Here is a 21,484-nt window from a genome sequence, read left to right on the forward strand (position 1 = left end):
CAGATCCAGATCCGGATACCCCACCCAACCCCCCTGCAAAATAAGAGGGCGGAAGAGGAGGAGAAGCTTGGCTTTTTCTCCTTTTTTTTGGGCCTCCGCTGCAAAGCTGCGGCGGTTACTCCCTTTGGTCGTTGAAGACGAACTAAAGGGCTTGTTGTGGTTCGGGGGCTCGCTGCTGGGCGGTTTTGGGGCCTCCCGCCTTTGGCGGGCGCTACGTTCGGCAGCTCGCTGCTCGCTCGGCCCTGCGCAAAAAACAAGTTTTTGCTGGGTCTGCGGCTTTGCCGCACTGCCTACCATCGGTTACTCCCTTCGGTCGTCGAACTGCGCCCTAAAGGGCTTGTTGTGGCCGTTTGGCCTTTGGCCATGGCGGCTTTGCCGCCTGTCATTCATCGCCTAGGGGCTTAGGTAAAGAAAGTATCTTTTAGTGACTGGCTGGTTTTGGGCTGAAGCTTAATGGAAAGCTACAAGTAGAAAAAGCGAACAAGGACTTTAGTCCGTCAGTTCGCTCAGGTAATAACCCTGGGCTTCAGCCCAGGGCGCTAAGCATAGCCGCTGTTTACTAAGCTTAATTAAAGATTCTAGGAGCTCGCCTTTTCTGCCATGGGCTGAAGCCCACGGTTGTGGGGCTATGCAAAGAGCGGGCTAAAGCCCTTGTTTGCTGATGGAGCCTAGTGGAACAGAAAATCCCCTCGAATGAGGGGATGACGATTTTTTCGATAGCCTAGGGCCTTGTCCCTAGGCAGCCGAGCAGGAAGCCATATGGAGATAATTTTCATTAGTCCCTCAACTTTTTCTTGGGCGTTTTTGAAAAAGGAGAGATAAAGAAAACGTCTTTTAGTGACTGGCTGGTTTTGGGCTGAAGCTTAATGGAAAGCTAGAAGTAGAAAAAGCGAACAAGGACTTTAGTCCGCTCTTCGCTCAGGCAACAACCCTGGGCTTCAGCCCAGGGTGCTAAGCATAGCAATTGTTTTTACCCCTGATTTTTTTGTGTGGACTTGTTTTGGGCCATGGGCTGAAGCCCATGCTTGCGGGGCTATGCAAAGAGCGGGCTAAAGCCCTTGTTTGCTGATGGAGCCTAGTGGAACAGAAAATCCCCTCGAATGAGGGGATGGCGATTTTTCAGTTAGCCTAGGGCCTTGGCCCTAGGGTTCCTATGAAATTTATGGGGGATAAAAAACAAACTACCGAAGAAAAAATAACCCTTGTTCAAAGCGGTAGAGGATTTTAATCCTCTCCGCACTATAGATGTAGAATGGGGTTGTTGTATGGCTGTAGGTTTCAACCTACAGCCACAGCTAGCAGGCGGCGAAGCCGCCGCAGGCCTAGGGGCCTGCAAGGGGGCCGCGCAGCGGCAGACCCAGCCAGCTTGCTGGCGCAGGGCCGAGCAAACCTGCGAGCCCTGAAAGGGCCCGGCCGCCGCAGGCGGCAGGCCCCAAAAAAGAAAAAATAGAATTGTTCAGGACAAGACAAAAAAAAACTATGAAGTATACCTTATTTGTTGTGTTTGTACTTTTGTTAAGCTGTAAAAGCAGTAGGCGATTAGTAGTTTACAATAGTGATGTTATGTCTGATGAAGTGCTTTGCATAGAGAAGTTGCTAGTGGTTTCTGCATCTTTAAAGTCTACTGCAATCCTTTATGTTTATCCTGAATCGACAACTGTTACTGTTCGTAATGGAAAACGAGAGCTAAAAGGGGCAAAAATTGCTTTAGATGGGCTTAAATTTGGCCTGATGGCTTATGAATTAGACAGAAAAAGGGACAAGCAAATATGGGTATCAGATAGTATTCATACTTGTAATTTTATTGTAGACTATAGATATGGCTTTGTTTCTATAAGCCATGATAATTCAGCTGTACAGGGGCAAGAGTGTTCATGGGTTTTAAATTACCGTAACTCTATGCCTTATTTTAGATGAGGGCTTTCAGCTGTAGGGGGATATATCCGTCCTATAGGCGGGCAAGCCTCAAAAAAGAAAAATCTATAGCCAGCAACTTTTTTCTAAAGATGAGCATCTAACTAAAAAATGACAGCTAGATGAACCTAATAATTAAATGCCTAAGCTTTATGCTCCTCTTTTCTTCTTTAGGGTTTGCCCAAGCCATAGATAGTACAAATTGCTGGCAGCAAAGAGGGATGCCGCCAACGATCACTATAGAACAAACTCTAGAAAAGGATAGGGTGCTGACTATTGTCGAGGAAATGCCCTACCTATTGACCGATAGTTGTGCTGGAACATATAGCAAAGCCCAAAGAACAGCCAACAATCGTCTCCTGCTGAAGTTGATGGCCAAGGAAGTAAGCAAAAATCTTCCGCCCAATAGAGAAGAGGAAAGCTCCTCGGTAGTTTATCTTCAGTTTGTTGTTGATCAAGCAGGTAAATTAAGCCAAATACAAGCTATTTATCCCCCAGGAAGAAGAAAGGCGCCCTTGCTGGAAAAAGCAGCTATTCAAGCCCTAAAACAACTAGACAAAGAATATCTCTGGCAGCCCGCTAAACATAAAGGAAAAGTAGTCGCCTGTCGGTTGATTTTGCCTGTGCGAATTTAGCTTCCTAGAAAACAAAAAAAAAGAGTTACCGATTAAATCAGTAACTCTTTTTGTAGTGGGCGAAGAGGGATTCGAACCCCCGACCCTCTGGGTGTAAACCAGATGCTCTGAACCAACTGAGCTATTCGCCCTTGTTTTGCTTTCCGTTGAATGCATTGCAAATATACGGCAAGATTTTAAATCTCCAAATCTTTTTTTCTAGAAAAACTCCCCGATAATGCTTGCACTGAGCTAACCCTAAGATTATCAGGGAGAAAATTTTTTAATTTTTTTGAAGAAAATTATTCTTCGATCTTAATGTAACGGACCGAGAAGTAGCTGCTCTTATAAATGGCCGCCAACTGACATTGCTCGCTATTATAGGCTAAGCGAAGCCGATAAGCCAATTGTTCCCCTTTATAGATCTCTCCAGCCCGATCGGTACTCGACCAAAAATGGCCATAATGGCCTTCTTGCCAGAGCAGTTTGCGCTCCAATTTATATTCTCCGCAGGCTAGGGCCGCAAACTGACGACTATCTAGCCCTTTTTTATTAACCCAGCTCGTTTTGGCCTTTAGGGCCGAGCTTTTATGATCTACCATGACCAATAGGGCCTCCCAATCACTTTTATTGGGCAAGCGCCAACCCGCAGGACAGTTCTTGACGGCCTGCTCCCAACTGTATAGCTGTCCACCATCGGCCAAATTAGAAGGCATGCTGTCCGCTAAAGCCAAGGCATAGTTGCGCCCCATCCAATCTTGTTTCCCAATCTTAATCAGAGGATACTTTTGCCCATCTTTGGGGTCGGTCCAATAAGAGGCTGTTTTTTCTGCAGAAACCTCTGGCTGGGGGAGAGGCTCCTCTGTTTTTGGCTCTTCTACTTTTGGCTCCTCCACTTTTTCTACTTCTGTCGAGCGTGTCGGACCAACAGACATTTCACTGCTAGCGGCTGCTTTCTGAGAAAGGGTCAATTGACCATGCTCATAAAACATGGCTTGGGCCGAAGGCGGTAAATTTTGAAAATCGACCTGGGCCGAAGCTAAGGCAAAGGCTTCTGCAGGCGTGGTACCGTTAAAGATGGCCATATAAAAAGCCTCAGAAAATAAAATGGCCTGCTGATCAGAAAGGGCGTTATTGGTCCCAATAACATAGGGAATATATTGAGCAATCACTTTGGCCTGTGCCTCAGAGTAACAAGCATTGAGGAATACGCAATCAATGTATTTTTGAAAGAGGCGAAAGAGTTGGGCCAAACTTGGTCCGTCGGCTAATTCTGATTCTCCAGCAGCGCCATAAAAGAGTAGACCGTCCTCTCCACTTCCGTGACCAGAAAAATGGACAAAGCGAGGTTTTTCTTGCAAAAGGGTCTCTAAAAGGGCCTTTTTCTGAATGTCTAAAGACAATTCCACCTCAAAATTATCGCGATAATCAGAGCGGCGAAGCGCATTCTTAATGGCATTGATCTCAATATTGAGGTCCAAGGCCTGCGTATTTTTAGGGTTGGCCGTCAGCAAGAGCAATTTTTGTTGCTGCCCAACCGCCGTAGGCGCATTGCTGCGTTGCTGCTCAATATAAGTCACGCCCAATTCTACCCCTTCCACGGCTCTTTTCCAAGCTTCTGCGGTAGAGGACCAGCTAGGATCTAAGACGGGCAGGGCTGTTTTTTGCCCATTGGGCATCGGAAAAACGGGATAATCTGCATAGGGCTTGTGGCCATAATCGCAGGCCTCCAATAAAATAGGTTGCACCCAATATTCTCGGCGTTTCTGTGTTTTTCGGGCCAGCAATTGAGCCAAAGGAGCGGCCTCCAATTGGGCATCTTCCAAATAGGCGGGAGAAAGCAATAAGATCAAAATATTAACGGCCAAGTCTTTCTCTTCATAGGCCTCAAAGGGGTTTTCTTGATGCTCCCCCACAATCTGAATTTGCCCGCTAGCCTTTAAAGGAGCCAAAAACTGCTCTAAAGTTGCCTGATGCTCCTGTTGGCTATCCACGGCCAAAATCTGTACGTTTACCATAGTTTTTTCTGCGCTTAAAGTGTGCAGCGAAACTAAGGAATTTTTGTCATAATTTAAGCGGCTCCACAAATCTAGTCTAAGCCTCTTGTTATTTCTTGTTTTGGGGCCTCCGCCTCCCTTCGGTCGTCGGCGCTACGTTTCGCAGCTCGCAGGTCTGCTCGGCCCTGCGGCCTGACGGCCTAGGTCTGCGGCTGCGCCGCCCTGCTGCACATCGCTAGGCCGCTCATCTGTCTTTTTTCTTTTGGCTTTCTTCTTCGGCTATCGAAAAAAATCGTCATCCCCTCATTCGAGGGGATTTGCTGTTCTACTAGGCTCCATCAGCAAACAAGGGCTTCAGCCCGTCAGTTTGCATAGACCCGCAACCATGGGCTTCAGCCCATGGGCCTAAAACTGCCCAGCTGCCTAGGGCCTTGGCCCTAGGGTTTCTATGAAATTTATGGGGGAGAAAAAAATACCCCTTGTTCAAAGCGGTAGAGGATTTTAATCCTCTCCGCACTATAGATGTAGAATGGGGCTGTTGTATGGCTGTAGGTTTCAACCTACAGGTTATATATCCATCCATCCTACAGGCGGCAGGCCTCAAAAAAAGACAAACACAAAATTTTAGGCAGGCCTATTTTATGCCGTTAATTGGAACTTAGCGCTAGGATTATTCTTTAAGGGGAGAGAATAAATAACCTGAAAAAAAGTAAGAAATATGGATGATGATTTTTATACCTTAATTGATCGTGTGATGGCGCTTTCTAAGGAGGAATACCGAGAAAAAGTCATGCAGCCTTATCCGCTAATAGATGCATTGAGAGCAGAACTAGGAGCATCTGCCGAAATTTATGATAACTTCGATCTTCCAAGGGTGGAAGCTTATGTTAATCACCCCACATTTAAGTATGGGGAATTAGAGATTAATTATAGTACGACTATAGTCATTTCGAAACTAGTGGATGTAGTACGCCTAACGTTTAATTGTACTGTAAAAAACCCAGATCCTAAGGCTTGGAGTAAACGGATTGATACAGAGAGTTACTTTGAATACTTTACCCAAGAACAATTTGATTTGGATGAAAAACTGACTGCATTTTTTGATCAGCATGGGATTCACAAATTCACTTACAGGGAAGAGATATATGTTATCCCTGAGTTAGATTTTGTTCATGAGGGGATGAAGTTTTTTGGTGGACAGCCTAATGCAAGGATGCTGTTTTTTGAAAACTTTTTTTATTCTTTTAAAGATTTATAGTACTCAAAAAAAGCTGTTGTTTTTGGCCATGGCGGCTTTGCCGCCTGCAATTCATGGCCTAGGGAGAACCCCAAATGCAAAGGGCCTCAAATGATTATATATCACTGCTATGATAATCAAAGAGCTCTTTTAAAGACCCTCTTAGAGGGCTAGGCAAGCAAAAAAAGGGCAGAAAACCAATTGGTTTTCTGCCCTTTCAATCATCCTAAGCGCTAATTAGAGGCTGGCCAAAATGGCATCTAGGTCCAACTCTTTTTTCAGTTGGTCTACGGCCTTTTTAGCGGCTTCCATGCCTGATTTTAGTTCTTCTAGACTGAGGCTAGCGGTCGCCTCTGCTGCATTGGCGCCAGAAGACTGGCTGCCTAGGCGCTCTGCCAATTTTTCTAGCTTGGGCAATTGGGCCGCAATCATATCTTTATGGCCCTGCAAACGCTCCTGAATCGGTTTTTTGCTACTATGAAAGGCATTGATAAATTGCTCTACCTTTTCAACGACATCTTGCGTAAAACTCAAATCAGTTTGCTGGCTCTCGCCCTTTTTGAGGCGAGCCGCCAATTCCTTGACTTTATCAAAGTCTGATTTAATTTCTTTAGAGCTATCTACCAAAGCCTTGAGCTCTTCTTTGAGCGCCTCTTTTTTGGCCGCTTTGGCACTGTCTTCTGTTTGGGCCTTGGCCTCTTGCTGCTCCTTCAGTGCAGATTGGTCCATAGAGGCAGAGGCCGCATTAGAAGCTTCTGCCGCACCAGCAGCTAGCTTAAAGCCCAGTTTGGCCATATTGAACATCTGCTTGCCCATTTTTTGGATCTGTGCCACCTTGGCCATTCCCTGCTTGGGCATAACATTGATCTCTTCTCGTCCATCGGTTTCTGCAACAAAACAATGCCCAACCAAAACATTTTTCTTGTTGTCTTTAAGACGCTGTTTAATTTCTTTTTTCCACTCAGGCGTTTGCTTGCCCGGCAAAATAATCATGGTCTTTTTTCCCTTCTTATCGGCAAACTCAAAGTTGGTCAATACCACAAATTCTACAGGCTGCTCGGGCCCTTTGTGCAACTTCTTTAAGCCGTTAAAAAGAAGACGTACCACCTTCTTATAATCATTAAAGGTGAGGGTCTTTAAGTCCTCTGGCTTGATTTTACTAATTTTCAACATAGGTTCTTAACTATTAGGTATTTTGGCTCAGGATTTCATTCTAAAACCCTTTGCCCTAAATATACAGAAAAGGGACCAAAATCAAACGTTTTTATAGGCACAAAAAAAAGAGGCTGCTCCTATTCGGAACAGCCTCCCCTAAAAACCCAAACAAATAAACACAAAGACAATACAAATGTACGGATCAGATTTTAATATGCAAACTACAGGCAGTATTTCTTCAAATTTTAACACTTTTAGGGTGGTTTTTGTCACTAAAAGGGCCAAATGCCCCGTTTTGGGCCAAAAAAAGGAGCAGATGAAAACATCTGCTCCTTTTTAAATTCTTCGCTTAGCGATAAATTTTTTGTTGATTGAGCCAATGCTGGTAAGTTCTGGCATTTCGGCCATGCTCTGCCGAGTTTCGGGCAAAGGCATGTTGGGCGGGCTGCCCTTCTTCTGGTGGTTTGGCACAGAAAAACCAGTAGTTGTGCTTTTCGGCCTTCAAAACGGCATCTATGGCTTGGCGAGAGGCCATGCGAATAGGGCCAGGGGGCAAACCTGCATACTTATAGGTATTGTAAGGCGAATCGGTCTTGAGCATGTCTCGACTGACTCTTCGGATAGAAAAGTCGCCTTGGGCAAAGACTACCGTGGGGTCGGCTTCTAGCTTCCAGCTTTTGCTTTTGAGCCGATTGAGATAAACGCCAGCAATGCGGGCTTTTTCTGGTCCATAGTTACTTTCGGCATCTACAATAGAGGCTAGGGTGTAGACCTCTGCAGGGCTCAGGCCAAGGCTATCGGCTAGGGCCAGACGGTTGTTGCTTTCCCAAAACTTATGGTGCTCTTTTTTCATTCGGTCCACAAATTCTTCTGGCGAAATATTCCAGTAGAGCTCATAGGTGTTGGGAATAAAGAGCGTCATTAGCGTTTGTGGATTAAGCTGGTTTTGGGCCATAAAGTCGGCCTTTTGCATGGCTTCCCAATAGGCCAAAGAATCATAGGCTAGTTCTTGGCCCAAAAGGCCGGCTAGCTGTTGGGGCAAACGCAAATTATTAAAGGTAAAGCGAACAGGCGACTGCCCTTTTCTTAGTTGAGCAAAGAGCTGGTAGTAGCTGCTTAGGGTATCTTCTAAAACATAGCGCCCCGCCTTAGTCTTGAATTTCATCTTTTCTCCCACCCAGACGAAATTACTTTTGTCCTTGAGCCAGTTTTTTTGGCTCAGACTGTCGGCTAGTTGGTCTAGGCTAGGCGCCTCTTTTAGGTAAAGCGTAATTTGCTCTTTTTCTTTGGGCAAAGAGGGACCAAAAATGATTTGGTAGTAATAATAGGCAGCGCCAAGGGCCGCAATGGCCCCCAGAAAAACAATAAGCAAACTAATGCGGATAATCCGAGCAAGAGATTTTTTTTCCATGATAACTTGAGATGAAAAAATGCAATTTTGGCGTTTTGCAGGGCCGAAGGCCCGCAGGCTGAGGGATGGACAGCAGTGGCCGTTAGGCCAGACCCAGGCGGCAAAGCCGCCGCAGGGCCGAGCAGACTTGCGAGCCACGACATAGCCCGACCCGAGCCGATAGGCGAGGGGCAGCCCCAAAAAATAAAAACCTTAGTACTGTTCTTTTTCGTTGGGAAAATCTTGGGTTTTGACATCCTTAATATAGCGCTGGGTGGCCTCCTTCATCATTTCATACATATTGAGGTAGCGGCGCAAAAATCGGGGATGAAAATCTTTGGTCATGCCCAGCATATCGTGCACCACCAGCACCTGCCCGTCTACATCGGGGCCAGCGCCAATGCCAATAATGGGAATGCTGACCGCCTGGGCCACTTCTTTGGCCAATTGAGCGGGGATTTTTTCGAGAACAATGGCAAAACAACCCAGTTTTTCGAGCAATTTGGCATCTTCTAGCAGTTTTTTGGCCTCGGCTTCTTTTTTGGCGCGCACACTGTAGGTGCCAAACTTATAGATCGATTGAGGAGTGAGCCCAAGATGGCCCATAACGGGAACGCCAGCCGATAAAATGCGGCTAATCGACTCTGAAATTTCGCTACCGCCCTCTAGTTTTACGGCATGTCCACCCGTTTCCTTCATGATGCGGATAGTAGAATTTAAGGCCGCTTTAGAGTCGCCCTGATAGCAACCAAAAGGCAAATCGACGACCACAAAAGAGCGGTCTACGCCACGTACAACAGATTGTGCATGATAGATAATTTGGTCCAAGGTGATGGGCAGGGTAGTTTCATGGCCCGCCATTACGTTAGAGGCGCTATCTCCGACCAATAAAACATCAATTCCAGCTTCATCGAGGATGCGGGCCATAGAAAAGTCGTAGGCGGTGAGCATAGAAATCTTTTCGCCTCTTTGTTTCATGGCGTGCAAAACATGAGTAGTTACTTTCTTGACAGGCTGATGTACAGACATAATTTGTATTCCTAGTTGGTGAATCCCAAAAATGAGATTTTTTAAAAGGATTACAAAGAAGTTAGGCCTTTGATTTATATATGAAGTTCTATATAGCCAGAAAAAAAGGAGGAAAGCCTTGGCTTTCCTCCTTTGGGGCCTTAAGCTAAGGATCTAGGCGTTTTGGTAAACGGCGGCATATCGGGCCACGTATTTGCCCAAAATATCAAACTCTAGATTGACGGTATCGCCTACTTTTAGCTGCTTAAAGCTGGTATGCTCGTAGGTGTAGGGGATAATGGCGACCGAAAATTCATTTTGGCTGGGATTAACCACGGTCAAGCTAACGCCATTGATGCAAATAGAGCCTTTATCGACCAAAAGATGCTCGGGGGCAATTTCGTAGCTAAAGCGGAAGTACCAGCTGCCATCTACTTCTTCTACAGAAAGGCATTGGCCCGTTTTATCAACATGGCCCTGTACGATATGGCCATCTAGGCGGCCATTATAAGGCATGGCGCGCTCCAAATTGACGCTATCGCCAATCTGAAGTTGGCCCAAATTGCTCCGAATTAAGGTCTCTTCAATGGCCGTGACGGTGTAGTTCTCTTGATTGCAAGCCACTACGGTCAAACAAACGCCATTATGAGCCAGACTTTGGTCAATTTTTAGCTCGGGCGCTAGGCTAGAGGCTACTTTAATGTGCAAATTGCTGCCTTCTTTTTCTAGGCCAATAATTTGACCCGCATCTTCTATGATTCCAGTAAACATAATTGTCGTTTTTGTCTCTAACAGGGCAAAAGGAATAGAGTTTAGTCTTCTTTTTGCTGCTCTTCGATTTCTTCCCGCAATTTAGAAATAAAGATAGATAGGGGCCGAAGTTGGTAGTCCTTAAATTGCAAAAAGTGCACAAATTGGTTCTCAAAGCGGTTAATTAGGGGCTTTTCAATGATTTCTTCACCCTCTACTAAGGGCCGCTCCTCAATAACTTCCTCAATGTAGAAACGAGTCTGCAACCCCAGATAGGGCGCTTCATGAAAATGCTCCGGAAAGCCCGTACCGTATTTTTCTAGCATTTTGGCCAAGTAAAGGGTGGCATCATAACCCATATAGGCAAATTCTCTGGGCGCAATGCCATAGCGCTGCTTATATTTTTTGATAAAGGCCCTGGCCTCCCGACTATCTTCTTGTACAAAAAGGGCATCGCTAAAATGAAGGCGGAGGTTTTCGTAATAGTCGTAGTTGATCCGCTCGTAGTATTTCCATTGCGGCATCCCAATAACCAAAAACTCATAGCCTTTGCCTTTTTCTACTCGGTCTACCAAACTGTGCAGCTCTCTAAGGGCCGCAAAGACAAAACTTTCAGAGCGATGAGCGGGAATAATGACGATGTTTAGGGCATCTTGGCTCAAATGTTTTTTGATGTTGGCAATGCTTAAGCCATTGTTGGGCGAGAGGTAGCTCGGTATCTGGGCATCCAAATCATTTTTCCCCTTTTGGTAGGCCGCAAGCAGCTCGCGAACAGCACTGCTGTCTCTTTCTTGGCCCACAATCAGCAAGTTTTGCTTCTTGAGACGGTATTTTAGCTCAGCAGGGGTCTCAATGCCCTGGGCCAAAAATGCCCCCATATGTTGGTAGTGCACCGGATAACCCGGATTGAGCTGTAGGTAGAAAATGTTGTTTTCTGTTACGCTGGGATTGTTGTTAAATGGAGAAACTACCATAATGCCGCTGTCTCGACCAAAATTGGCCGTTTTTTGGAGCAGTTTAGAACTCACCGGACCCAAAATGACATCCGATTCCGCCAAGGCTTTGCTTTTCAGTAAGCTATCTACTTTGCTTTTACTGGCCTCTGTATCAAATACTTGTACTTTTAAGGCTAGCTTGGTTTTTTGCAAACTATCCAAAGCCAGTTCTACGCCTTCATAATATTCTACAGCCCGCAAAGAACGAAGCGGAATCTCATTTTTATAGTACTTATTGGCCAAAAAAGGCAGCATGATCGTCAAGGTGTATTGCTCTTTCATCTCGGCCTGACGCATCTGATTGGGATCGCCCTCATAGATTTTTCCCGCATAATCAATCCAGCCCAAGGTGTCTTTGATAATCGGCTGCTGCCCAATTTTTTTATACTCTACAATGATTTGCTTAAACTGCGATTCTTGCAAAGTGTCTTGCCAAACAATGGTGTCGGGCTTGATGTTGCGCAGACTATCTCGATTCGTAATTTCTGGCCGATAGCCATTCTCTACAATGGTTTTTGCGCTATCCTTGTTGGTCCGAACGGTTTCTAGTTCATCCGTTCCACCCCCTCCTTTCAATAAATGACAACTATCCAAACCCAATAATAGGCCCAAGGAAGCGAGCATTAATGTTATTTGCTTCAAGTTCATAAACGTAGTTATATATAATCAATAGTTTGATGGGCTAAAGGTACAATTTTTTGCTATTTTTTGGGGCCTCCGCTGCGGCTTCGCCTTGCGGCGCTACGCTTTGGGGCTCGCAGGTCTGCTCGGCCCTTCGCCAGCAAGCTGGCTCGGTCTGGCCTTCGGCCACCCCGCCGCATCGCTAGGCCAGTCGCTTCGCTCCTTGGGGCCCGCCCGCCGCATCGGTTACTCCCTTTGGTCGTCGAACTGCGGCTTTCTGCCTTGTTGTGGCCAGTTGTTTTGCTCCTTGGGGCCTGCTATAGCTTCAAGCCATTTTGTAGGGCCACAAGCAGCAAACTCTGCCCCAACTGCTTATTGAGCTGCCCATTTTGGACCAAAGGGACCTCTAGCAGCCGGGCGCGTCCTTTGCCGCTGGCAAAGGGCGCGCTTTTCATTTTAGCTCGCCCCCAAGGCGCCGGATAAATGAGCCAGCCTTCTTCGGCAGCCCACTCTTGCTGATAGCTGTAAATTTGTCGCAAGTCTTGCTCGCTAGGCAGCCCTTGCTCTAGCCGTTTCCACTTAAATTCCATCAAAATTCGCCGACCATAGGCATCCTCCCAGCAGCAGTCGGCCCGCAATTTTCGGCTTTCCCAAAAGGGCTTTTCTGCCTGAAAGGATAGCCGCCAATTTTTGGGACTAATGGCGCTCAAACTAGCGGCCAAATATTGTTCAAACAAAGGGGGCATGGGCAATAAAAAGCTCCAAAGCCAATCTGCTCCTTTTTGGGCCGATGGCCGCAGACCATTAAGGAGCAGGCGGGCCAACTCAAAAAGAAGTTGGCCCTTAGGCGTGCTTGGGGCATAGGCCGCCCAAAGGATGCGCCTAGGGCGAGCTGGGGCCGCGGGCAATTGCGCTAAAATATTTTCTAGCTGCCATTTTTCTTTGGGAGGCAAGCCCTGGGCGGCCAGCTCCTTGAGGGTCCAGACCAATAGCTGCAAAAAGGGGCGGGGCCTTTTGCTGGCCTGCCGCAAATAGGGCCAAAGTTTGGCCGGCGGCTGCAATTTAGAAAAGTTAATTTGGCCCTTCCAGTTTTTGCTGCGGCCCGCCCGCCAAGCTCGCTGATACTCTTGGGGCCCCTGCCAAAATTTTTCTAGCTCGGCCAAAAACTTCTGCCGATAATGGCTGAGCCAAGGCCCTTTTTCCCTTCCTTGCCGAGCCCAGTTCTGCCAATGGGCCAAATCTTCGGCTTGGCTGTAGACCAGCAGCTCTTGCAAAATTTGGCGATGTTGCTGCTGGTTTTTAGGGACCGATTTTTCTAGCTTGGGCAAAATTTCTAGACAAAGATGGGCTGTTTCTACCAGGCCCACAAAGTTGCCCCAACGCAATCCCTGATGTATAGGAATGACATAGGGCGGCCCTAGCTGCAAAAGGCTTTGCAGCTCATCAGCGCTGAGGTCTGCCCCCAAATAGAGGCAATCCTGCTCAAAAATTTGAATTTGTTTTTTGCTCGGCACTACTTCAATAAGGTCTGGGCCTCTTCTGCAGTGAGCTGAATGCAGTCGCCAGCCTGCATGTTTTCTGGCATTGTCCATTGGCCAATCTGATGGCGGAGCAAACGCAGGGTGGGAAAGCCCATGGCAGCGGTCATTTTACGGATTTGGCGGTTTTTGCCCTCTCGCAAACCGATGCGCAGCCAAGTGGTGGGAATATTGGCCCGAAAACGCACGGGCGGATCCCGCTCGGGCAGGGCGGGCGGCTGCTCTAAACGCTCTGCTTGGGCGGGCAAACAGGCATAGCGCTTCTTAGAGGGCAGCTTGATGGATAAACCGCCCGCCCGCAACTTTTCTAGGTCTTCCTCCTGAGGCTCGCCTTCTACTTGGACCAAATAGTAGCGCCAATGGGCATTTTTTGGGGCCAATAAACGAGTTTTGAGCAGATTGTCATTGCTGAGTAGCAAAAGGCCCTCGCTATCGGCATCTAGACGGCCAACAGGATAGACATCCTTGGGAAAGCCTAGCTCGAGATGGGCCAGGGTAATATGATTGGGCTGCTCTTGCGTAAACTGCGAGAGCATGCGGTAAGGCTTGTATATAATGTAATAGGACTTGGCCATAAGATGAATATTTTGCAGTGGACAGGCCCGAAGGGCCTTCGGCTGAGGGATGGAAAAGGGGGGCCGAAGGCCAGACCGAGCTTTTGAGCGTAGCGAAAAAGCGAAGGGCCGAGCAGACCTGCGAGCCCTGACACAGCCCGACCCGCCCGCAGGGCGGGGCAGCCCCAAAAAAAATTAAATAGACACCTTGGCCTTAATATGCGGATGAGGATCGTAATTTTCTAGTTGGAAATCTTCATAGACAAAGCTAAAGAGATCCGTTTTTTCTGGATTGATCTTCATCTTGGGCAAGGAACGAGGGGCTCTTTCTAGTTGCAGTTGGGCCTGTTCCAAATGGTTTTGGTAGAGGTGTAAATCGCCAAAAGTATGTACAAAATCGCCCGCTTCTAGGCCTGTTACCTGTGCCATCATGAGGGTCAGCAGGGCATAGGAGGCTATATTGAAGGGGACGCCCAAAAAGGCGTCGGCGCTGCGCTGATAGAGCTGGCAAGAGAGTTTTCCGTTGGCCACATAAAACTGAAAAAGGCAGTGGCAGGGAGAGAGGGCCATCTCTGGCAAATCGGCTACATTCCAGGCCGAGACGATAATTCGGCGAGAGTTAGGATTGTTTTTAATCAGCTCGATAGCCTGCTGGATTTGGTCGATGCTCTGGCCCTTATTGTTGCTCCAGCTTCGCCATTGTTTGCCATAGACCGGGCCCAAATCGCCATGTTCGTCGGCCCATTCGTTCCAGATACGCACCCCATGTTCCTGCAAATAGGCCAGATTAGTATCGCCTTTAAGGAACCAGAGCAGCTCGTGAATAATGGATTTGAGGTGGAGCTTTTTGGTGGTCAGCAGCGGAAATCCTTCTTGTAGATTAAAGCGCATTTGGTAGCCAAAAACGGAGCGGGTGCCAGTGCCCGTTCTATCGCCTTTATCTACGCCCTCCTTTAAAATATGGGCGAGTAAATCGAGATAAGCTTGCATTAAGCGAGTTTTTCTTTTAGTTCTTGAAAAGAGAGGAGGCCCAACTGTTCTTTTCTGTTGGCTTCCATCACTTTATATTCAAAAAATGGATTTTGAGGGGGGCAAGCGGGCCCTAGGGGCTGCGTTTTTGATAAAATGCCTAGGCCCCAATCGCTATCGATGCAGCAAGACTGAACGCTCTGCTCTTGTCGCCACTTAAAAAAGGCCTTCCAGGTGGTGCCATTCCAATAGCCTCTAGCGGGCGAATGATGGTAGGCATAATCCTCTCGGGCATGGTATTCTGTGGGCGGATTGCAATCGTGCAAAACAATAAAGCCATGTGGTTGAATAAACTGCAGGGCATGCTCAATATCGCGGTCCACCTGTTCGGCCAAGTGCAGGCCATCAATAAAAATGACATCAAAGCGATGGTTGGGAGAAAGGACTTTCCCTTGGGCCAACTGCTCAAAAAACTGGTCGCTAGTGAGCTTAAAATCTACGGGATTTTCTTCAAACTCGACACCGGGGTCTACACTATACTTATTTTTGGCCTCAATGAGGTTAAAGTTATGATTGGGATTGCGCACCCCAATTTCTAGATATTCGCTAGCTGCATTATGCTTGGCCGTTTGGGCCAATAGATAGTTAATAATATCGGTTCGGCTAGGCGTTTTGGCCTTTTCTCGGTCGCTTGCTCTTTGTCCCTCTGCCTGATAAGGGTTATCGATTAGTTGTTGCTTAATGCTTTTCAGGTATTTTTTCATCGGAAGAACATTTAGTAGAGTTCATTAAAAAAGGCAGGACCGGTGTAGATCCTGCCTTTAGAAGGAGAGAGATGCAAATTAGAGAATCAACATAGCGTCTCCATAGCTATAGAAGCGATATTTTTGTTCTACAGCCTGACGGTAAGCTTCCATCATCAGGTCGTAGCCACCAAAGGCACAAATCATAATCACAAGGCTAGATTTGGGCAGGTGGAAGTTCGTAATCATACAATCGGCAATACTAAAATCGTAAGGCGGATAGATAAAGCGGTTGGTCCAACCTTCTGCAGGCTTAAGCAAGCTATGAGCAGAAACAGAAGACTCAATAGAACGCATAGAGGTGGTTCCTAGGGCACAACGGCGCTTGTCTTGCTTGATGGCCTCATTCACGGTATCGCAAACGGGCTGGCTAATCTTGAAGTACTCGGCGTCCATTTTGTGTTTAGACAAATCTTCTACCTCAATATTGCGGAAGGTACCCAAGCCAACATGCAAGGTCAATTCAGCAAATTCTACTCCTTTCAATTCCAAGCGCTTCATGACCTCATGGCTCATGTGCAAACCAGCAGTTGGTGCAGCTACGGCCCCTACTTCCTTGGCATAAATGGTCTGATAACGCTCGGTATCTAGCTCTTCTAGGTCTCGCTTGATATACTTGGGCAAAGGCGTTTGGCCCAATTTGTAAAGCTGTGCGCGAAACTCTTCATTGGGGCCATCATACAAAAAGCGAATGGTCCGCCCTCTAGAAGTGGTATTGTCTACTACCTCAGCTACCAACAATTCTACGCCATCTTCATCATTGAAATACAGCTTGTTACCCACCCGAATTTTACGTGCAGGATCTACCAGTACATCCCAAAGTTTTTGCTCTTCATTGAGCTCTCTCAACAAGAACACCTCAATTTTGGCCCCTGTTTTCTCCTTTTGTCCATACAAACGAGCAGGAAAAACCTTGGTGTTGTTCATGATAAATACGTCTCCATCATCAAAATACTCAATGATGTCTCTAAACTGACGGTGTTCAATTTTTCCGCTATCGCGGTGCACGACCATAAGGCGCGATTCATCGCGGTTCTCTACGGGATATTGTGCAATTAGCTCCTGTGGGAGGTCAAAGTTAAACTGAGATAGTTTCATAGTCGTTACGGCTCCTATAAAATGATAAAATAAATGGGTGTTAGACCCAAAGCGCAAAGATAAAAATCTATCTCGCTTTATTGCCGCCTTCCAACAGTATTTTTTTTGACGGGGGGGATTTGGGGCCCGCGGCCAGCTTTGCTGGCCGCCGCTATGCTGCGGGGCTCGCTATTCGCTCGGCCCTTCGTTTTTTTCGCTTTGCTCAAAAAAACTCGGTCTGGCCTTCGGCCACCCGCTCCGCAGCGCTGGGCCGTTTGGCCTTCGGCCATGGCGGCTTTGCCGCTATCTGCGGCCAATCTTATTGGGCCTTGTTTCTAGCTTAAAAGCCCCTGCTTTGTTTGTAGAAGATCTTAGCGGTCCGCAAAGAGACTGGGCCAAAAAAACAGCCTCCTTGAAAAAGGAGGCTGTTTTGAGCATTTGTCTATAGGGTCTAAATATAACCGAATCGTTTGGCACGATCGGGATATTTAGCAATACAAAGTTGCTTTATAGATTTGCCAAAAGGCATTTGGAAGTGAGGCTTATCGACAAAGCTTTTCCAGTCGCCACCCCACTCAAAGCCAAAGCGCTTTCCTACGGCAGCAATTTTGGGCCAGTCGCAGTTCCAAATGGGCTGGCCATTTTTAATTTCTACCACATCAATGGCTAGACCGTAGTTATGGTAACTTTGTCCCCCTCTGGCCTTGGTTACATTTCCTTTGGCATAAAGGGCGTCTTGTTCGGCCACCGTGCGTAGGGCAGAGGTAACACGCAGCTTAATGCCCAGCTCTTTTTCTACTGTATTGACAAAGCCATAGGCGGCTTTTTGTACCCGGGCATCAAGGCTAGGGATTCTGTTGTTGGTGTGCTTGTCCCAAGTTTTATTGGCACCTCGGTATTCCTCGGCTACGGTGGTGTTTTCTGTTGTTTCTTTGGTGCCTGCATCGGCTGCGGTGCCGGCTCCGGCGGGAGTATTGAGCTTTTGGCCCACTTGCAGTGCTGGCCATTTTACGCCAGCATTGACCTCAGAGAGCGCATCGAAGCTAATGCCGAGTTTTCCAGCAATTTTATAGCCCGTATCGCCACTCACTACCGTATAGCTACCCATTTGAGGAGTTTCCTCTTTGGGGGCTGCGGTTTCGGCGGCTTGGCTGCCCGGAACTTGCAGCTTTTGGCCCAATTGCAATTTGGTCCAGACCACAGCAGTATTTGCAGCAGAAAGCTCATCGAAGCTAATACCGAGTTTTGCCGCAATTTTATAGCCGGTATCGCCAGCTACTACGGTATAGTCGCCGCTAGTTGTAGGTGTTTCTTTGCTAGGGCTATTATTTTCTGTATTGGTATTTTCTGTAGTAGTATTATCTGTTTCCTCCTGAGGGGGAGTTTCTTCTTTTTGGTTTGTTGTGTCTCCTTGGATTGTGGAAATATCGTCAATCGTTTCGGAGAGGGTATCCTGTTTTTCAAGGAAGGTATCTACCTTGGGGCCATAAGCAGAAACCTCTTTATATTTAAGGTCGATAGCTTCTGATTTGGAGCCAGAAGCATTTTTGCTTTTCCCATTTCCAGTCAAGTAATACTTATAGATTCCTCCTCTTTCAATAGCCGGTTTTAGATATTCTGCTTTAATGAAATCTACGGTAGGGTTGGCACTACCTGCGTTTTCTGCATTTTCTATGGCCCATTTTACGGTACCTTGTCCTGCGTTGTAGGCGGTAACGGCAATAGTTGTAAAGTTGGGGTCATCGGTACTCACGCCCATAGATTTGGCTTTTGATTTGAGTACGGCGGCGCCAAAAAGGGTATTGATTTCGGGGTCTTTCCAGTAGGTATCAAAATCGTATTTACTGAGTTCAGAATTTTTATCTTGGATTCCCTTCCAGGTACTTTTGGTAATTTGCATCAGGCCAAAAGCGGCTCCGCTAGAAGCGTCGGGTACCCCTCCTGATTCTACGGCCATAATAGCCTTTAGGTGGTCGACCTTCATGCCGTATTTTTCTGCGGCTTTTTCAATATGTGGGCTATATTCTTCTACTTTGAGGACTTTTTTCTCGTAGCCATCTAGTGTTTTGCCGGTGAGCAAATGAAACCAGCTACTTCCGCCTACATCTACACGGCCATCAGGGCTATTGACCCCCATTTTTGATTTTTGGTAATTATAGATAGCAGATTTACAATTGCTGTCGCATTCGCCATTGAGGGGCAAATTAGCTCCTCGTTTATTGAGTAGCTGTTGGATGGTAACAACATCGGCAGGATCATTTTGTCCGCCATTATCGCCAACAGATCCTTTAATGGGATAATTGCCTTGAATGCTGGCCGCTTCATTTTCAGTAGTTGTTGTTTCCTCGCTACTACTAGCGCTGCTGAGCTGTCCCTGAATTTTGTTAATGAGTTGGCCAATTTTATCGAGAACGGATTGTTCTTCTTGGTCAATTTTGCCATCATCGCTGTTAAAAAGCGACTTGAGGCTTTCTAGATTTTTGTTGTACTTGTCTAAAAGTGCTTGTAACTCTACTTTCGTCATAATGGTATGCTTTTTAATATTTTGGCGATGCTAATATATTAAAAAAGCTCAAAAGAAAGTGCTAGCTAGTTAACTTATTCTAATAGAAATCAGCCCCATTAACAACTTAAGGGGGCCGAAGAAGGCTGCTTGCCTGAAAAAGGCAGATGAGCGGATGAGCGATGCGCAGCAGTGGCCGCAGGCCAGACCCAAGCGGCGAAGCCGCTGCAGGGCCGAGCAGACTTGCGAGCTGTGGAGCGTAGCGACCCGAGCCGAAGGCGAGGGGCAGCCCCTAAAAAAAAACTAAATAGCCACTAACTTTCCGGCTTGCAATTGATAGTTTTCGCCAGTTTCGGGACAGCTAGCGAGCCCATGCTCATTGAGTTCTAGGCGGTGGCCAGCTCTAGACATCCAGCCGACTTGTTTGGCGGGATTGCCTAGCCAGAGCGAGTAGGCGGGAGCATTTTTGGTGAGAACGGCCCCAGCGCCCACAAAGGCATATTGGCCCAAATGCAGGCCGCAAAGGATGGTAGCGTTGGCGCCAATGCTCACGCCTTTTTCTAGGTAAGTCGTTTTATATTCGGCTTTTCGGACGATGCCGGCCCTGGGGTTGAGCACATTGGTAAAGACCATAGAGGGGCCCAAAAAAACCTCCTCTTCACAGATCACGCCCGTATAAATAGAGACATTATTTTGGACCTTACAGCCTTGACCAAGTTGGACCTCATTGGCCAGAAAAACATTTTGGCCAAGGCTACAATTTTTGCCAATAATAGCGCCGGGCATGAGGTGGCAAAAGTGCCAAATCTTGCTGCCTTCGCCAATTTGAGCGCCGGGGTCTATAATGGCGCTAGGGTGGATAAAAGTAGACATTACCATCTGCGTTTTTCGACGGAAAGCTGGCTAGCCAGCAAAAAGATACCAATAATACTGAGGAAATAAAGGAGGTCGCGGCTATCGACTAAACCTCGGCTAATAGAGGCATAATGAAAGCTAATGCCGAGGGATTCTACGATGGCATCGGTTTGTCCGAAGAAAATGGGCAACTTGCTAATGCTGCCAAAGGCATCGTAGAAAAAGGCTGATAGAAAAAGGCCCAAAATAAAGGCGACAATTTGGTTTTTGCTCAGGGTAGAGGCAAAAAGTCCAATAGCGGCAAAGCAGGCGCCGAGGAAAAAGAGGCCCAAATAAGAGCCCATGCTGGCGCCAATATCTAAATTTCCTTTGGGGTCGCCCAGCTCATAAATTGAAAAGAAATAAATGAGAGTAGGCAAAATGGAGAAAAAGACCAGAAAGAGGGCTGCAAAATATTTGCCCAGCAAAATCTCCCAGTTTTTAAGTGGCCGAGTGACCAAAAGCTCAATGGTTCCCGTTTGAATTTCCTCTGAAAAAGAGCGCATCGTAATGGCGGGAATCAGGAAAAGGAAAATATAGGGCGCCATACTAAAAAAGCTATCGAGGCTAGCATAGCCGTAGCTAATCACGCTATAATCTGGAAACACCCAGACAAAAAGGCCGGTGCCCAGCAAAAAAACGGCAATGGCAATATAGGCAATCAGCGAGCTGAGAAAAAGGTTAACTTCCTTCTTGAAAATGGTCCACATAAATTAATCTTGTTGGATATAAACAGCTTTTCGGTCGTTATAAATGAGTAAAATCTTAAACAATTTGTCTTCGTATTCTTCTGTTTTAAGGGACTCTAAAGACTGCAAAAGTCCGGGGTCGTCCTTAATCCAAGCGCGCAAATTTTCATAGTTAAAATCGGTCTGCTCGCCCGTTTCAAATTGCAAGATACGTTCTTTAGAGCTAGGTTCTTTATTGATGATCACTTTTTGTCCAACCGCTTGGCCCGAAAAAGGGTCGTAGATCGTCATGGGCAACTCATGCTCCTTAAAGTAGCGGTAATAATAGTAAGAAATTGTACCAACTACATGCAAATGGACCAAATAAGGCGGGCCCTTGGGCGGATCTACCCGAATATAAGGCTGTTCCCGATAGGCAATTCCCCAAATTTCTCCCTGAGCATCAAGCACTTCCCAGCTAGCCTCCGATAACAATAATAAATTGCCATCTGGAGAAAGGGATTTGGCCCAACTGCTGGTATCGGGCAAGGGAACCCGAGGCCGATTAGCCTTAAAATCTTCCCATTGGCGATATACGCCCGCCTCAAAAACTGTATTCTGACTCAAGCGCTGTGCCGCCAACTGCTGGCCCACAAAAAGTAAAAAGAACAAGAAATATTTATACATACTATAGGAGTGTTTTTGTTTTGAAAATTTGGGGCTGCCCCTCATTGCATTCGGGTCGGGCTGTGTCGTGGCTCGCAGGTCTGCTCGGCCCTGCGGCGCTAAAGCGCCTG

Annotated in this window: 21 protein-coding genes and 1 tRNA gene; 6 read left to right on the top strand and 16 right to left on the bottom strand. The window is 46.9% G+C overall.

What is annotated here, in order from left to right:
• The first annotated feature begins 1,202 nt into the window (after nucleotides 1-1,202).
• From SAPGRDRAFT_RS23635 to SAPGRDRAFT_RS17050, 3 genes are all read left to right on the top strand, one after another.
• Nucleotides 1,203-1,403 (top strand): hypothetical protein, encoded by a 201-nt coding sequence (locus SAPGRDRAFT_RS23635; RefSeq protein ID WP_037350456.1) that lies wholly within the window; start codon nucleotides 1,203-1,205, stop codon nucleotides 1,401-1,403.
• Between the two features lie 76 nt (nucleotides 1,404-1,479).
• Nucleotides 1,480-1,917 carry a hypothetical protein gene (locus tag SAPGRDRAFT_RS17045; protein WP_002660565.1) on the top strand — a complete coding sequence of 146 codons (438 nt, stop codon included), beginning with the start codon at nucleotides 1,480-1,482 and terminating at the stop codon, nucleotides 1,915-1,917.
• A gap of 119 nt (nucleotides 1,918-2,036) precedes the next feature.
• On the top strand, nucleotides 2,037-2,549 hold the full coding sequence (locus tag SAPGRDRAFT_RS17050; RefSeq protein WP_002660567.1) for an energy transducer TonB: 513 nt from the start codon (nucleotides 2,037-2,039) through the stop codon (nucleotides 2,547-2,549).
• A 56-nt stretch (nucleotides 2,550-2,605) separates the two neighbouring features.
• Here the strand turns inward: SAPGRDRAFT_RS17050 and SAPGRDRAFT_RS17055 are convergent.
• Together SAPGRDRAFT_RS17055 and SAPGRDRAFT_RS17060 are read right to left on the bottom strand one after the other, a co-directional pair.
• Nucleotides 2,606-2,680, bottom strand: a tRNA-Val gene (locus SAPGRDRAFT_RS17055).
• A 150-nt stretch (nucleotides 2,681-2,830) separates the two neighbouring features.
• Complete coding sequence (locus SAPGRDRAFT_RS17060) at nucleotides 2,831-4,546, bottom strand: FISUMP domain-containing protein (RefSeq protein ID WP_002660569.1); 1,716 nt, start codon at nucleotides 4,544-4,546, stop codon at nucleotides 2,831-2,833.
• A 458-nt stretch (nucleotides 4,547-5,004) separates the two neighbouring features.
• On the opposite strand from SAPGRDRAFT_RS17060, the gene SAPGRDRAFT_RS23850 reads away from it, so the two are divergent.
• Together SAPGRDRAFT_RS23850 and SAPGRDRAFT_RS17070 are read left to right on the top strand one after the other, a co-directional pair.
• Nucleotides 5,005-5,187, top strand: a complete 183-nt coding sequence (locus SAPGRDRAFT_RS23850; protein ID WP_037350457.1) for a hypothetical protein — start codon at nucleotides 5,005-5,007, stop codon at nucleotides 5,185-5,187.
• A gap of 56 nt (nucleotides 5,188-5,243) precedes the next feature.
• On the top strand, nucleotides 5,244-5,783 hold the full coding sequence (locus tag SAPGRDRAFT_RS17070; RefSeq protein WP_002660572.1) for a hypothetical protein: 540 nt from the start codon (nucleotides 5,244-5,246) through the stop codon (nucleotides 5,781-5,783).
• A gap of 216 nt (nucleotides 5,784-5,999) precedes the next feature.
• On the opposite strand, the gene SAPGRDRAFT_RS17075 is transcribed toward SAPGRDRAFT_RS17070, so the two are convergent.
• Nucleotides 6,000-6,935 carry a hypothetical protein gene (locus tag SAPGRDRAFT_RS17075; protein WP_002660573.1) on the bottom strand — a complete coding sequence of 312 codons (936 nt, stop codon included), beginning with the start codon at nucleotides 6,933-6,935 and terminating at the stop codon, nucleotides 6,000-6,002.
• Between the two features lie 175 nt (nucleotides 6,936-7,110).
• On the opposite strand from SAPGRDRAFT_RS17075, the gene SAPGRDRAFT_RS23175 reads away from it, so the two are divergent.
• Complete coding sequence (locus SAPGRDRAFT_RS23175; RefSeq protein ID WP_002660575.1) at nucleotides 7,111-7,257, top strand: hypothetical protein; 147 nt, start codon at nucleotides 7,111-7,113, stop codon at nucleotides 7,255-7,257.
• Nucleotides 7,258-7,266: 9 nt separating this feature from the next.
• Here the strand turns inward: SAPGRDRAFT_RS23175 and mltG are convergent, their stop codons facing one another.
• The 13 genes from mltG to SAPGRDRAFT_RS17145 form a co-directional block, all read right to left on the bottom strand.
• Nucleotides 7,267-8,328 (bottom strand): endolytic transglycosylase MltG, encoded by a 1,062-nt coding sequence (gene mltG, locus SAPGRDRAFT_RS17080; protein ID WP_002660576.1) that lies wholly within the window; start codon nucleotides 8,326-8,328, stop codon nucleotides 7,267-7,269.
• Nucleotides 8,329-8,520: 192 nt separating this feature from the next.
• Entirely contained in the window at nucleotides 8,521-9,336 is an 816-nt protein-coding gene (panB, locus tag SAPGRDRAFT_RS17085) for a 3-methyl-2-oxobutanoate hydroxymethyltransferase (RefSeq protein ID WP_002660578.1), read from the bottom strand.
• A gap of 153 nt (nucleotides 9,337-9,489) precedes the next feature.
• Nucleotides 9,490-10,086 carry a riboflavin synthase gene (locus SAPGRDRAFT_RS17090; RefSeq protein ID WP_002660581.1) on the bottom strand — a complete coding sequence of 199 codons (597 nt, stop codon included), beginning with the start codon at nucleotides 10,084-10,086 and terminating at the stop codon, nucleotides 9,490-9,492.
• Nucleotides 10,087-10,127: 41 nt separating this feature from the next.
• Nucleotides 10,128-11,708 carry an ABC transporter substrate-binding protein gene (locus SAPGRDRAFT_RS23180; RefSeq protein WP_172635364.1) on the bottom strand — a complete coding sequence of 527 codons (1,581 nt, stop codon included), beginning with the start codon at nucleotides 11,706-11,708 and terminating at the stop codon, nucleotides 10,128-10,130.
• Between the two features lie 290 nt (nucleotides 11,709-11,998).
• Nucleotides 11,999-13,195, bottom strand: a complete 1,197-nt coding sequence (locus tag SAPGRDRAFT_RS17100; RefSeq protein ID WP_002660584.1) for a 5-methylcytosine restriction system specificity protein McrC — start codon at nucleotides 13,193-13,195, stop codon at nucleotides 11,999-12,001.
• Nucleotides 13,195-13,794, bottom strand: a complete 600-nt coding sequence (locus SAPGRDRAFT_RS17105) for a pseudouridine synthase (RefSeq protein ID WP_002660585.1) — start codon at nucleotides 13,792-13,794, stop codon at nucleotides 13,195-13,197. The genes SAPGRDRAFT_RS17100 and SAPGRDRAFT_RS17105 overlap by 1 nt, the downstream gene beginning before the upstream one ends.
• A gap of 174 nt (nucleotides 13,795-13,968) precedes the next feature.
• A complete protein-coding gene (locus tag SAPGRDRAFT_RS17110) occupies nucleotides 13,969-14,763 on the bottom strand; it encodes a thymidylate synthase (RefSeq protein ID WP_002660587.1) in 795 nt (264 codons plus the stop codon).
• Nucleotides 14,763-15,506 carry a class I SAM-dependent methyltransferase gene (locus SAPGRDRAFT_RS17115; protein WP_002660589.1) on the bottom strand — a complete coding sequence of 248 codons (744 nt, stop codon included), beginning with the start codon at nucleotides 15,504-15,506 and terminating at the stop codon, nucleotides 14,763-14,765. Before SAPGRDRAFT_RS17115 ends, SAPGRDRAFT_RS17110 begins: the two co-directional genes overlap by 1 nt.
• Before the next feature lie 78 nt (nucleotides 15,507-15,584).
• Complete coding sequence (gene queA / locus SAPGRDRAFT_RS17120; RefSeq protein WP_002660590.1) at nucleotides 15,585-16,643, bottom strand: tRNA preQ1(34) S-adenosylmethionine ribosyltransferase-isomerase QueA; 1,059 nt, start codon at nucleotides 16,641-16,643, stop codon at nucleotides 15,585-15,587.
• A 430-nt stretch (nucleotides 16,644-17,073) separates the two neighbouring features.
• Entirely contained in the window at nucleotides 17,074-19,146 is a 2,073-nt protein-coding gene (locus tag SAPGRDRAFT_RS17130) for a LysM peptidoglycan-binding domain-containing protein (RefSeq protein WP_002660592.1), read from the bottom strand.
• Nucleotides 19,147-19,428: 282 nt separating this feature from the next.
• Nucleotides 19,429-19,998 (bottom strand): acyltransferase, encoded by a 570-nt coding sequence (locus tag SAPGRDRAFT_RS17135; RefSeq protein WP_002660594.1) that lies wholly within the window; start codon nucleotides 19,996-19,998, stop codon nucleotides 19,429-19,431.
• Nucleotides 19,998-20,729, bottom strand: coding sequence for a gliding motility-associated ABC transporter permease subunit GldF (gldF, locus tag SAPGRDRAFT_RS17140; protein ID WP_002660595.1), 732 nt, complete (start codon nucleotides 20,727-20,729; stop codon nucleotides 19,998-20,000). Before gldF ends, SAPGRDRAFT_RS17135 begins: the two co-directional genes overlap by 1 nt.
• A 3-nt stretch (nucleotides 20,730-20,732) precedes the next feature.
• Nucleotides 20,733-21,374, bottom strand: coding sequence for a hypothetical protein (locus SAPGRDRAFT_RS17145; protein ID WP_002660598.1), 642 nt, complete (start codon nucleotides 21,372-21,374; stop codon nucleotides 20,733-20,735).
• Nucleotides 21,375-21,484: the final 110 nt, after the last annotated feature.

The sequence above is a fragment of the Saprospira grandis DSM 2844 genome (assembly GCF_000275825.1).
Taxonomy (GTDB): Bacteria; Bacteroidota; Bacteroidia; order Chitinophagales; family Saprospiraceae; genus Saprospira; species Saprospira grandis_A.